The organism is Mycobacteroides franklinii (genome assembly GCF_002013895.1).
Taxonomy (GTDB): Bacteria; Actinomycetota; Actinomycetes; order Mycobacteriales; family Mycobacteriaceae; genus Mycobacterium; species Mycobacterium franklinii.
In genome coordinates this window covers 178997-191167 of the sequence record NZ_MAFQ01000003.1, presented here as the reverse complement: position 1 = coordinate 191167, position 12171 = coordinate 178997, and the positions used below count along the sequence as shown (strand labels likewise).

The 12171-nt window shown below is 63.7% G+C and carries 15 protein-coding genes; 10 read left to right on the top strand and 5 right to left on the bottom strand.

Features of this window, described 5'->3' with window-relative positions:
- Positions 1–42 precede the first annotated feature (42 nt).
- From B4393_RS04765 to B4393_RS04755, 3 genes are all read right to left on the bottom strand, one after another.
- The gene (locus B4393_RS04765; RefSeq protein ID WP_078333154.1) at positions 43–528 is read right to left on the bottom strand and encodes an SRPBCC family protein; all 486 of its coding nucleotides are present in this window, start codon (positions 526–528) and stop codon (positions 43–45) included.
- Between the two features lie 3 nt (positions 529–531).
- Positions 532–888: an ArsR/SmtB family transcription factor gene (locus B4393_RS04760; protein WP_078333153.1), complete on the bottom strand. Its 357-nt coding sequence runs from the start codon at positions 886–888 to the stop codon at positions 532–534.
- 66 nt (positions 889–954) lie between these two features.
- On the bottom strand, positions 955–1656 hold the full coding sequence (locus tag B4393_RS04755) for a hypothetical protein (protein ID WP_078333152.1): 702 nt from the start codon (positions 1654–1656) through the stop codon (positions 955–957).
- Positions 1657–1740: 84 nt separating this feature from the next.
- On the opposite strand from B4393_RS04755, the gene B4393_RS04750 reads away from it, so the two are divergent.
- Genes B4393_RS04750 through B4393_RS04725 form a run of 6 tightly spaced genes read left to right on the top strand, consistent with a single transcriptional unit; the run spans position 1741 to position 6968 of the window.
- A complete protein-coding gene (locus B4393_RS04750; protein WP_078333151.1) occupies positions 1741–3375 on the top strand; it encodes an acyl-CoA dehydrogenase family protein in 1635 nt (544 codons plus the stop codon).
- A 5-nt stretch (positions 3376–3380) separates the two neighbouring features.
- Positions 3381–4286, top strand: coding sequence for a crotonase/enoyl-CoA hydratase family protein (locus tag B4393_RS04745; protein ID WP_078333150.1), 906 nt, complete (start codon positions 3381–3383; stop codon positions 4284–4286).
- Between the two features lie 2 nt (positions 4287–4288).
- Complete coding sequence (locus B4393_RS04740; protein ID WP_078333337.1) at positions 4289–5032, top strand: PaaX family transcriptional regulator C-terminal domain-containing protein; 744 nt, start codon at positions 4289–4291, stop codon at positions 5030–5032.
- 8 nt (positions 5033–5040) lie between these two features.
- Positions 5041–5805: a crotonase/enoyl-CoA hydratase family protein gene (locus B4393_RS04735; protein WP_165758477.1), complete on the top strand. Its 765-nt coding sequence runs from the start codon at positions 5041–5043 to the stop codon at positions 5803–5805.
- Positions 5806–5859: 54 nt separating this feature from the next.
- On the top strand, positions 5860–6429 hold the full coding sequence (locus B4393_RS04730; protein WP_078333148.1) for a DUF3558 family protein: 570 nt from the start codon (positions 5860–5862) through the stop codon (positions 6427–6429).
- Positions 6426–6968: a DUF3558 domain-containing protein gene (locus tag B4393_RS04725; protein WP_078333147.1), complete on the top strand. Its 543-nt coding sequence runs from the start codon at positions 6426–6428 to the stop codon at positions 6966–6968. The genes B4393_RS04730 and B4393_RS04725 overlap by 4 nt, the downstream gene beginning before the upstream one ends.
- 7 nt (positions 6969–6975) lie before the next feature.
- On the opposite strand, the gene B4393_RS04720 is transcribed toward B4393_RS04725, so the two are convergent.
- A complete protein-coding gene (locus B4393_RS04720) occupies positions 6976–7437 on the bottom strand; it encodes a DUF3060 domain-containing protein (protein ID WP_078333146.1) in 462 nt (153 codons plus the stop codon).
- Between the two features lie 38 nt (positions 7438–7475).
- Positions 7476–7856 (bottom strand): DUF3060 domain-containing protein, encoded by a 381-nt coding sequence (locus B4393_RS04715; protein WP_078333145.1) that lies wholly within the window; start codon positions 7854–7856, stop codon positions 7476–7478.
- Between the two features lie 206 nt (positions 7857–8062).
- Here B4393_RS04715 and B4393_RS04710 point away from each other — a divergent pair, with 206 nt between their 5' ends.
- The 4 genes from B4393_RS04710 (at position 8063) to fusA (ending at position 12162) form a co-directional block, all read left to right on the top strand.
- On the top strand, positions 8063–8671 hold the full coding sequence (locus B4393_RS04710) for a TetR/AcrR family transcriptional regulator (RefSeq protein ID WP_070938490.1): 609 nt from the start codon (positions 8063–8065) through the stop codon (positions 8669–8671).
- A gap of 454 nt (positions 8672–9125) precedes the next feature.
- Positions 9126–9500 (top strand): 30S ribosomal protein S12, encoded by a 375-nt coding sequence (gene rpsL / locus B4393_RS04705; protein WP_003929602.1) that lies wholly within the window; start codon positions 9126–9128, stop codon positions 9498–9500.
- The gene (gene rpsG, locus B4393_RS04700) at positions 9500–9970 is read left to right on the top strand and encodes a 30S ribosomal protein S7 (RefSeq protein ID WP_070938491.1); all 471 of its coding nucleotides are present in this window, start codon (positions 9500–9502) and stop codon (positions 9968–9970) included. Before rpsL ends, rpsG begins: the two co-directional genes overlap by 1 nt.
- An 86-nt stretch (positions 9971–10056) precedes the next feature.
- Positions 10057–12162 carry an elongation factor G gene (gene fusA / locus B4393_RS04695; RefSeq protein WP_078333144.1) on the top strand — a complete coding sequence of 702 codons (2106 nt, stop codon included), beginning with the start codon at positions 10057–10059 and terminating at the stop codon, positions 12160–12162.
- The last annotated feature ends 9 nt before the right edge of the window (positions 12163–12171 follow it).

The following is a 12171-nucleotide window of genomic DNA, read 5'->3' as shown; positions in this document are numbered from 1 at the left end:
AGGGTGCCCGCACCGACCGTGGTGATGCGGGCGCCGGTCCGCTCAGGAGCGGACCAGCTCGTCGATCTGGTTGATCGCCGACGATGCACCCTCGATGACGCCCATGTCCAGCACCTTCTGCAGTGCTTCGGCGGTCTCATACGTGCTGACGTAGGTCGCGCGGGTACGGCCGTCTTCCTCGACGAATGTGTACGCGTTCGTCGAAACCGGCATATTGTCCACCGGATTCAGATTCTCGTCGGAGAAGCCGTCCGTGAAGGCGAAGCTGTTCGGCTCGTCGATCGCGGTGATCTCCCACCACCCGGCGTACCGCTGGCCCTCTGGTCCGGTCATGTAGTAGTTCACGCGGCCACCCGGCGTGAAGTTGTGGTCGACGAACGTGGCCGGGCAACTCGGCGGACCCCAGATCTTTTCGAGCTGACGAGGGTCGGCGTAGATCTGCCAGATCCGGCCGATCGGTGCCTCGAACTCGGCATGAATGGTGATGGTGCGCGTGTCGATATCGTGAGTAACGTTGGTGACAGGCATGTTTCATTCTTTCCGTGGTGGTTTGATCGTCGGTGGTTCGAATGCGATGAGTTCATCGATGCGAGCGATCCTGCCGCGCCAGAACTGCTCCAGCTCGGAGAGCATGGCGCCAACCGAACGAATTGCTTCCACATCGCCGCTGGCCAGCTGTTCACGGCCGTGACGCCGCTTCGTCAGCAGCCCAGCCTTTTCCAGCACGGCGACGTGCTTTTGCACCGCGGCGAAGCTCATGTCGTAGTTCGCCGCAAGTGTCGAGACCGAGTACTCGCCGGCCAGCACTCGCCGCAGGATGTCGCGGCGGGTGCGGTCGGAGAGCGCATGGAACATGGCATCGGCCCTGTCCTCGTCCGGTTCGGTCACCCCTTCAATGTACAACCATTTGGTTGTATGTCAATCCGATGAAACTGCCGGACTTGTGAGGGATCGCTAGAACGGCCGGATCACGTCGTATCTACTGGTCGCGACGGTATCGATATTGGTATCGGCACCAAAGGCTTTGACGCTCTCAAGCATTGCCATCACGCGCTGGCCGAGTTGTTGTTGATCCGAGGCGGCGTACCAGGCCAGCGGATCGGTGAGGGCCGCCGCCGGGAATTGCTCGAGCACGATGGCCGAGATCGCCGGCGCGTCGACGGTCACGGCCCGGACCGCCAGGTTCTGTTCGTATCCGATCGTCGACTGCAGCTCGAGCGCATTCTGCGTGTGTACTCCCTGCCACTGCTGGCGCCACTTCTCGAAGGGCATCTCGATGGGTTTGCGCAACAATGCGATGTTGGTGAAACCCGCTGATCGCCAATCACTTTGGGTGTCAGGGGAGGGTAGCGGCACCGACTCGGTAACGAGATATCCGTGCATGGCTGCTGATGTACCGGCAAGGATTGCCTCGATCTCGCGTATCTGTGGGCCGTACGACTGCTGAACCCACACGCAGACCGCGGCGGCGATGGGTGGGTCCAGGGTTGCGAGGCGCAGGGTCGCCGCGCGGACGGCGTCGTCGTGCACGCACACGGTGAGGCCGTGCACACCGACCGCCTGGAGCTTGTCGGCGACCGCTGTGCGCAGCTGCTCGGCCCACTCGTCGGTGGCCGCATCAGACGGTTGGCGCAATACGAAGACGACCTTCTCCACGCCTTCTTTCTAGCGCACCGGGAGCCCGGAAAGGAGCGAGGAACAGATCTTGTGCGGTTGTCGCGGAAATGTAACACTGGATGCATGGCCGATACGCATGTCGTCACCAACCAGGTCCCTCCACTGCGCGACTACAACGCTGCGAGCAGTCCTGTGCTGATGGAAGCGCTCATTCGGGAAGGCGGTCAGTGGGGCGTCGACGAGGTTGTTGAGGTCGGCGAACTCAACGGCACCGACCGCATGCAGCGCGCCGGGGAGCTGGCGAACCGCAATCGCCCGGTGCTGCACACCCACGACCGCTGGGGGCATCGCGTCGACGAAATCGAGTTCGACCCGGCCTACCACGAGCTCATGCGCGAGGCGATCGACCATGGGTTACACGGCGCACCGTGGGCGGACGATCGCCCGGGTGCCCATGTCGTGCGCGCGGCGAAGACCGGTGTCTGGACGGCCGATCCGGGCCACATGTGCCCGATATCGATGACCTACGCGGTGATTCCGGCGCTTCGTGCCAACTCCGAACTCGCGGCCATCTACGAACCACTGTTGTCCAGCCGCGTCTATGACCCGGTGTTGGCGGTACCCGCCACCAAGGCGGGGCTGACGGCGGGTATGTCGATGACCGAGAAGCAGGGCGGTTCGGATGTACGCGCGGGTACCACCACCGCCACGCCGAATGCCGATGGCAGCTACACGCTGGTTGGGCACAAGTGGTTCACTTCGGCGCCGATGTGTGATGTGTTCCTGGTGCTGGCACAGGCGCCCGGCGGCCTGTCGTGTTTCTTCCTGCCGCGGGTGCTGCCCGATGGCACCCGGAACCGGATGCGGTTGCAGCGCTTGAAGGACAAGCTCGGTAACCACTCCAATGCGTCCTCGGAAGTTGAGTACGACGATGCCACGGCGTGGCTTGTCGGCGAGGAGGGGAAGGGCGTCAAGACCATCATCGAGATGGTCAACATGACGCGGCTGGACTGCACACTCGGATCGGCCACCAGCATGCGCACGGGTGTCGCGCTGGCCATGCATCACGCTCAGCACCGCAAGGCCTTCGGCGAGTACCTTATTGATCAGCCGTTGATGCGTAATGTGCTCGCGGATCTCGCAATCGAGGCCGAGGCCGCCACCATGGTCGCGATGCGGATGGCGGGAGCCACTGACCGTGCCACCCGGGGGGACGAGACTGAGTCCTTGCTGCGTCGTATCGGATTGGCGGCCAGCAAGTATTGGGTGTGTAAGCGCGCCACCCCACATGCGGGTGAGGCGATGGAATGTCTGGGCGGCAATGGGTATGTGGAGGATTCGGGGCTGCCGCGCCTGTACCGCGAGGCTCCGCTGATGGGAATCTGGGAGGGATCGGGCAACGTGAGTGCCCTGGACACGTTGCGGGCCATGGCCACCAAGCCCGAATGCGTCGAGGTGCTGTTCAAGGAGCTTGCCCTTGCCCAGGGGCAGGACGAGCGATTGGATCGCCATATCAACGGATTGCATTCGCAGCTCAGCGATCTGGATTCCGTCATGTACCGCGCCCGCAAGGTTGCCGAGGACATCTGTCTGGCGCTGCAGGGCGCGCTCCTGGTCCGTCATGGTCATCCGGCGGTAGCGCAGGCGTTCCTGGCGACCCGGCTGGCAGGCAATTGGGGCGGGGCATTCGGCACTCTTCCCACAGGTTTGGATCTTTCGCCGATCCTGGAGCGGGCGACCGTCAAGGCGGGTAACTAGCTGCGATGGACACCTTGAAGACGATGACCTACGAGGTCACCGATCGGGTCGCGCGTATCACCTTCAACCGCCCTGAACAGGGCAACGCCATCATCGCGGAGACGCCGCTGGAGCTGGCGGCGCTGGTGGAACGTGCCGACCTGGACCCGCAGGTACACGTCATCCTGGTATCGGGCAAGGGAGATGGATTCTGCGGCGGCTTCGATCTGAGTGCCTATGCCGAGGCGAATGACGAAGGCTCGGCACAGTATTCGGGCACAGCCCTGGACGGGCACGTGCAGTTGCGCAACCACCTGCCGAACATCAACTGGGACCCCATGCTCGACTACCAGATGATGAGCCGGTTCACCCGCGGCTTCTCCTCGCTGTTACACGCCAACAAACCGACAGTCGTGAAGGTGCACGGCTATTGCGTGGCCGGTGGTACCGATATCGCATTGCATGCCGATCAGTTGATCGTCGCCGCCGACGCCAAGATCGGATACCCGCCCACGCGAGTATGGGGCGTGCCCGCCACCGGGCTGTGGGCGCACAAACTCGGTGACCAACGCGCGAAACGTCTTCTACTCACCGGAGATTGCCTGTCGGGTAAGCAAGCCTACGACTGGGGTTTGGCGGTCGAGGCGCCCGATCCGGACGAATTGGACGAACGCACCGAGCGGCTGGTCGAGCGGATCGCGGCGATGCCGCTGAATCAGCTGATGATGATCAAGCTGGCCTGCAACTCGGTGCTCATCAATCAGGGTATCGCCAATAGCGCCATGGTCGGCACCGTTTTTGATGGCATCTCCCGGCATACCCCGGAGGCGCACGCGTTCACCGCCGATGCCATTACCAACGGCTATCGGCAGGCAGTCCGGCACCGGGACGAGCCATTTGGCGATTACGGCCGCAAGCCCACCGAACTGTAGTGTTGGAAAATCCGGTCGATCATCACCCGATGACCGCGCGCTCGGTCATCCTGAGCTTGCTACTCGGGGCGCATCCGGCCGAGCTGTCGGTCCGGGAAATCCGGGCGCTGACCACCTTGTTCGGTATCAGTGACACCACGGTGCGGGTGGCACTCACCCGTATGGTCTCCGCCGGGGATCTTGCGAGAACCGAATCGGGGTACCGGCTCGCCGAGCGTCTGCAGGCCCGTCAGCTTCGGCAGGACGAGGCGTGCGACCCGCATCGAGGCTCCTGGGACGGCACCTGGACGCAACTGGTGATCACCAGTGTGGGCCGGGACGCCCGCGACCGTAACGATCTACGAACCACCCTGCGGCAGAGCCGTTTCGGAGAACTACGAGAGGGCGTGTGGCTGCGTCCGGAGAATCTGGAGATTGACCTGCCGCCGTCGGTCACCGACCACGTGTGGGTTTTACACACTCGAACCGACCAGCCCGAAGCGTTGGCCGCTCAGCTGTGGGATCTGCCCGGATGGTCGCAGTACGCGACGGCCCTCTTGCGGTGGTGGGATCAGGCGAACGCGATTCCCGCACGGTTCATGCTGGCCGCGGCGATGGTGCGGCATCTACTGGCGGACCCCGTGCTGCCGGACGAGCTTTTGCCGGCCGACTGGCCCGCCGACGAAATACGCTCCCGTTATCGGGAATTCAAGGATGAGCTGGTAACGCTGCGGGATACCGCCGAGATGGAGGAAGTCTCTCTATGAGTGAAAATGTGGAACCGGCCGTTCGGGTGGAGAAGGCGGGAGCGGTGACGACGGTCATTCTCAATCGGCCCGATACCCGCAACGCCGTCGACGGCCCGACCGCGGCGGCGCTACTGGCGGCGTTCACCGAATTCGACGCGGATCCCGAGGCGTCGGTGGCGGTGCTGTGGGGTGATAACGGAACATTCTGTGCCGGAGCAGATCTCAAGGCAATGGGCACCGACCGCGGAAACGAACTCCACCCGCATGGTCCCGGCCCGATGGGCCCCTCGCGGCTGCGGCTGTCCAAGCCGGTGATCGCGGCGATATCGGGGCATGCCGTCGCCGGCGGGATTGAGCTCGCGTTGTGGTGTGACCTTCGGGTGGTCGAGGAGGATGCCGTGCTGGGTGTCTTCTGCCGGCGCTGGGGTGTGCCGCTCATCGACGGCGGAACCATCAGGTTGCCGCGGCTGATCGGGCACTCGCGTGCGATGGATCTCATCCTCACCGGACGTCCCGTCACGGCGAACGAGGCGCTGGATATCGGGCTCGTCAACAGGGTGGTTTCGCGCGGTCAGGCACGTCAGGCGGCCGAAGCGCTGGCCGCCGAGATTGCCGCCTTCCCGCAACAATGCGTGCGCGCCGACCGTGATTCGGCCATCGCGCAGTGGGGGATGACCGAGGAAGCGGCCCTGGACAACGAGTTTGGCAGCATCGAACGCGTAGCGGCCGAAGCGCTGGAAGGCGCCGGCCGGTTCGCCGCGGGCGCAGGTCGCCACGGCGCCGGAGTCTGACACGCCCGAGGCGGGGCGCCGACACACTCGGACATACGGGGGACCGGACGTACTGTGGACACCGTGAGTGTGCGGATTGTCCCGGTGTCGGCCCTGGTCATCGCCGCCGTGGTGCTGGCCGGATGTTCGTCTCGGCCGTCGTCAACCGGTGACGGCGACGGCGGCAGTGGATCGCCCGACGTCCAGGTGACCACTGTGCCCGAGGTGAACAACGGTCCCGGCAAGGGTTTCAAGCTCGGTGATTGCGGCGGCATGACCGATGCGGAAATCACTGCGGCGGTGGGTGTTCCGGGTCTCAAACGGGATGTGGACAGCCTGCTGGGCTGTCGCTGGTCCACCGGACCCGGAACGGGGGATACCTCCCTCTCGCTCTATTGGTACCGGGGTAGTTCGGCACAGAAGGAAGCGTCGGTCGCGCGAAACCTCGGGCACACGGTGGAATCGGTGACGACCAAGTCCTATCCCGGCTACCGCGTGAGCAATGTCGGGCTGTGCGAGCTATCGGCCGGATCGGGACCGGACTTCCTGCATTGGTCACTGCAAACGGGGGCCGTCAAGAATGATCCGTGCAAGGCCGTCGAGACCCTGATGGACTCACTGTTGGGCAAGGTGGGCAAGCAATGAGAAGGATCGTCGGCTCCCTGGCCGCCGTGGTGCTACTGCTCGCGGGACCGACCGGTTGCGCGCGCACCGTGGATGGCACCGCCGTCGCGCCCGGTTCGGGTCTGAACTCCCACGAGCGGGGCGAGAACGACAAGCTGGATCCGTACGGATTCGCCAACGGTCAGTGCGGCCCCCTCGATGAGAAGACCATTGTCGAGACCGTCAAGGCCGCCCAGATCTACCAGAATTTCTTTGGCGCACTGTGCTATTGGGTTGCCGCCGATGATGCGGGAAATCTCATCGACCTGCTGTACGCGTACTACGAGGGCGGCGACGTCGAGCGCGACCGCAAGTCGGCCGACGGGATGGGGCAGAAGACCGCCGACATCACGATCAACAGCCGCAAAGGGTTCACCAGCAGCGGCCCCGGTTCTGGCTGTGGTGTCACGGTTCCGGCCGGTACCGGTTCGCTGACCTGGTGGGTTCAGTACCGCAAGGGCGGGGACAGCTGTGCCGCCGCTCGCCAACTGGTCGAGCAGATCGTGCAGACCGTGCTGTGAGCAGGATCTAGGAAGCCTTCTGGATCGTGTTGTTGCTTCCGTAATTGTTGACCTTGGGGTCGCCCGACTTGTACGTCAGCTTGTTTCCGTAACCGGTGACGGTCACCTGGGTCTTCAGCTCGTCGAACGTGACGGTGTTCGAGAAGCCCGAGACGGTGACCTTGTCGCAGGCGCCGGTGATGGTGAGCGTGTTGTTGGCACCGGTGATGTTCAGCCCCTTGCCCGCCTCGCAGGCAGCCGTCGTGGTCTGGCCGAAGTATCCGATGACGGTCTCGTCGCCGATGTTGACCTGTGCCGACGTCGGTGTGCTGGCACTGGAAGAGGTGCTGCTGCTAGCGCTACTGGATGGAGGAGTCCAGGTGCCGGGTGTCGGATTGCTCGAACCGGGTTTGATGGCGCCGCAGCCGGCCAACCCGAGGGCGGTGGCGGCGATGGCAAGGGCGGCAAGGATCGGGCGAGTGCGGGACATGCCCTCAAGTATCCCGAGATTCGGGTGACGGGATGGGGTCAGCCAGGAATGCGGTCGATGAAATTCATCATGCCCAGCTCGCGCCCGCGATCGATGACCGCCGGCTCGCCGGATTTGTACAGCACCTTCTGGTTGAAGCCGTAGACGGTGATGTCGTTGACCACGTTGTCGGCGATGATCGTGTTGGACGACCCCTGCACCGAGATCGCGTAGCAGCTGCCCAAGGCGGTGATGACGTTCTGAGATCCGTTCACAAAGACCGTGGAGTCGCCGCAGTCGATCGTGGTGACCAGGCCGTACTGGGTGATGTGGGTGTCACCGTTCTTGGCCAGCCGAATGTTGTCGGCAAGATCCGAGCGCGCGGTGTGCGAACTCGTCAATGCGGCGATACCGGCGGTCACCAGGACACCGACCAGCATGCGCTGCCCGGCAGAAACTAGAACGTGTTTCATTTCGGCGTCCTGATCACTCGATGAGAATAGGCCACGGCACGCCACGACAGGCTCGATGGGCAGACAAACACAAAGGTGGTGGTGGGGGAGATAGGGTCATAGCAGGCCATCTGCCCAGAAGGCCGTACCAAACAGCCCGAACTAGAACGACTCACCCTCGAAGGCGGCCACACGTGACGACCGAGCCCGCAACCGCGCACCGCAGATCCCCTGCGCGGGCAACACGGCTCAACCGGGACACCGTCGTCAACGCCGCACTGTCCTTTCTTGACCGGGCGGGTTGGGATGCGTTGACCATCAACGCATTGGCCGTCGAGCTCGGCACCAAGGGGCCGTCGCTCTATAACCATGTGGACAGCCTCGATGATCTGCGCCACGAGGTGCGCGACCGGGTGCTCGCCGAGATTGTCGGCATGCTGCACACCGTGAGTTCGGGCCGCTCCAGCGAGGATGCGATCCTGGCGATGGCGGGCGCATACCGCAGTTACGCGCACCACCATCCCGGCAGATACGCCGCATTGACCCGGATGCCGTTCCTGGATGACGTGAATCGCCCGACCATCGACGCACGTGAGCTGGCCAAACCCGCGACCGAAGCCATCGGCGTGTACGGCCTCAATGAAGACACCGCCTTTCACGCCGGCGTCGAGCTGTGGGCGGCGATGCACGGTTTCGTCATGCTGGAGATGACCGGCTTCATGGCAGGGATCGAGATGGATCCCGATATCGCGTTCACGGAGATGGTGCACCGCTTCGCCTCGGGTCTTGCCGAGCGGCGATGAGCGCCTGGCGCGAAGAGCAGAGTGGTTTGATGAGCGCCTGGCGCGAAGAGCAGAGTGGTTTGATGAGCGCCTGGCGCGAAGAGCAGAGTGGTTTGATGAGCGCCTGGTGCGCAAAGTGGGCGGCTCAGTCGGGCGCGTTGCTCGGGTGTTGGTGAGTCGCCGCCTACCAGCGCTTTGTCCCTGGTAGGCGAGTTTGTCTCACTGTGATCAGCCCTGGTATGGTAGGGCGCTGTGCCTGGCCAATGGCCACCGCTGGTAGCCCCGGTGGGGGTCAAATAAGGCGCCAGGTCAATTCGCATGCCCAGAGGGTGAAGGAGTTTTTCTTCGCGGCCGCGGTGCGTGCGACACGCCCGGCCTCGGGATACCGAATCGGGCGAAAACCGCAGGACAAAGGGCCTTTAGAAGGGCTCGCAGTGCTAGAGCCCAGTAGTAGCTAGAGACAGAAAGCCGGTACATGCCAACCATCAACCAGCTGGTCCGTAAGGGTCGCCGGGACAAGATCGCCAAGGTGAAGACTGCGGCCCTGAAGGGCAGCCCGCAGCGCCGTGGCGTGTGCACCCGCGTCTACACCACCACCCCGAAGAAGCCGAACTCGGCGCTGCGGAAGGTGGCCCGTGTGCGGCTGACCAGCGCGGTGGAGGTCACCGCTTACATCCCGGGTGAGGGTCACAACCTGCAGGAGCACTCGATGGTGCTCGTGCGCGGTGGTCGTGTGAAGGACCTCCCCGGTGTGCGCTACAAGATCATCCGCGGCTCGCTGGATACCCAGGGAGTCAAGAACCGCAAGCAGGCTCGCAGCCGCTATGGCGCCAAGAAGGAGAAGAGCTAATGCCACGCAAGGGACCCGCGCCGTCGCGCCCCCTGGTTAACGACCCGGTTTACAGCTCCCAGCTGGTGACCCAGCTGGTCAACAAGGTGCTGCTCGATGGCAAGAAGTCCATCGCCGAGCGCATCGTGTACGGCGCCCTGGAGCAGGCCCGCGACAAGACCGGCACCGATCCGGTCGTGACGCTCAAGCGTGCGATGGACAACGTCAAGCCCGCCCTTGAGGTGCGTAGCCGCCGCGTCGGTGGCGCCACCTACCAGGTGCCGGTCGAGGTTCGCCCCGATCGCTCCACCACTCTGGCCCTGCGCTGGTTGGTCAGCTTCTCGCGGGCTCGTCGGGAAAAGACCATGATTGAGCGGTTGGCGAACGAGATCCTGGACGCCAGCAATGGCCTGGGTGCTTCGGTGAAGCGCCGCGAGGATGTTCACAAGATGGCCGAGGCCAACCGGGCGTTCGCGCACTACCGCTGGTGATCTTGACGGGCCTCACCTCATAGCGAGGCCCGCCAGCGCGTCCAGCGCACCCTTCCTAAATTCGAAGCGAAAGAGCGGAAACTTCTGTGGCACAGGAAGTGCTGACCGACCTGAACAAGGTCCGCAACTTCGGCATCATGGCGCACATCGATGCCGGCAAGACCACCACGACCGAACGCATCCTCTTCTACACCGGTATCACCTACAAGATCGGTGAAGTCCACGATGGCGCAGCCACCATGGACTGGATGGAGCAGGAGCAGGAGCGCGGCATCACGATCACGTCCGCCGCGACGACCGCGTACTGGAAAGAAAACCAGCTCAACATCATCGACACCCCGGGACACGTCGACTTCACCGTCGAGGTGGAGCGCAACCTGCGCGTGCTCGACGGTGCCGTTGCCGTTTTCGATGGCAAGGAAGGCGTGGAGCCGCAGTCCGAGCAGGTGTGGCGTCAGGCCGACCGCTACGACGTGCCGCGTATCTGCTTCGTCAACAAGATGGACAAGCTGGGCGCGGACTTCTACTTCACGGTGAAGACCATCGAGGATCGCCTCGGTGCGCGTGCGCTGCCCATTCAGCTGCCGATCGGTGCCGAGAACGACTTCGAGGGCATCGTCGACCTGGTCGAGATGAACGCCAAGGTATGGCGTGGCGAGACCAAGATGGGTGAGCAGTACGAGGTCGTGGAGATCCCCGCGGATCTGAAGGACAAGGCTGACGAGTACCGGGCCGCGCTGCTCGAGGCTGTCGCCGAGACCGACGAGGAGTTGCTGGAGAAGTACCTGGGCGGCGAAGAGCTGACGATCGATGAGATCAAGGCCGCGATCCGCAAGCTCACCATCAACTCCGAGGCGTACCCGGTGTTGTGTGGCAGCGCGTTCAAGAACAAGGGCGTGCAGCCCATGCTTGACGCCGTCATCGACTACCTCCCGACGCCCCTGGACGTGGGCGCCACCACCGGCCATGTGCCCGGTAAGGAAGACGAGCTCATCACGCGTGAGCCGAACACCGACGAGCCGTTCAGCGCGTTGGCGTTCAAGGTGGCCACCCACCCGTTCTTCGGCAAGTTGATCTACATCCGTGTGTACTCGGGCAAGGTCGACTCGGGCACCCAGGTGGTCAACTCCACCAAGGGCAAGAAGGAGCGCCTGGGCAAGCTGTTCCAGATGCACTCCAACAAGGAGAACCCGGTCGAGTCCGCAGCTGCCGGCCACATCTATGCCGCGATCGGACTCAAGGACACCACCACCGGTGACACCCTGTGCGATCCGAACAACCAGATCGTGCTCGAGTCGATGACCTTCCCGGATCCGGTTATCCAGGTGGCGATCGAGCCGAAGACCAAGAGCGACCAGGAAAAGCTGGGCACCGCGATCCAGAAGCTGGCCGAAGAGGACCCCACCTTCAAGGTCAAGCTGGACCAGGAGACGGGCCAGACGATCATCGGCGGCATGGGCGAGCTGCACCTGGACATCCTGGTGGACCGCATGCGCCGTGAGTTCAAGGTTGAGGCGAACGTCGGCAAGCCGCAGGTGGCCTACCGCGAGACGATCCGCAAGAAGGTCGACAACGTCGAGTTCACCCACAAGAAGCAGACGGGTGGCTCGGGCCAGTTCGCCAAGGTGATCATCTCGATCGAGCCGTTGGTGGATGCCGAGGACGGCGCCACCTACGAGTTCTTGAACAAGGTCACCGGTGGACGCGTCCCGCGCGAGTACATCCCGTCGGTGGACGCCGGTGCGCAGGACGCCATGCAATACGGCATCTTGGCCGGCTACCCGTTGGTGAACATCAAGGTCACGCTGCTCGACGGTGCGTACCACGATGTTGACTCGTCGGAAATGGCGTTCAAGATCGCGGGTTCGCAGGCCCTGAAGAAGGCCGCGCAGTCTGCGCAGCCGGTCATCCTGGAACCCATCATGGCTGTCGAGGTCACCACACCCGAGGACTACATGGGTGACGTGATCGGCGACCTGAACTCCCGCCGTGGCCAGATCCAGGCTATGGAGGAGCGCAGCGGTGCACGCGTCGTCAAGGCGCAGGTTCCGCTGTCGGAGATGTTCGGCTACGTCGGCGACCTGCGGTCGAAGACCCAGGGCCGGGCTAACTACTCCATGGTGTTTGACTCGTACGCCGAAGTTCCGGCGAACGTGTCGAAGGAGATCATCGCGAAGGCAACGGGCGAATAGTCCGCCGGA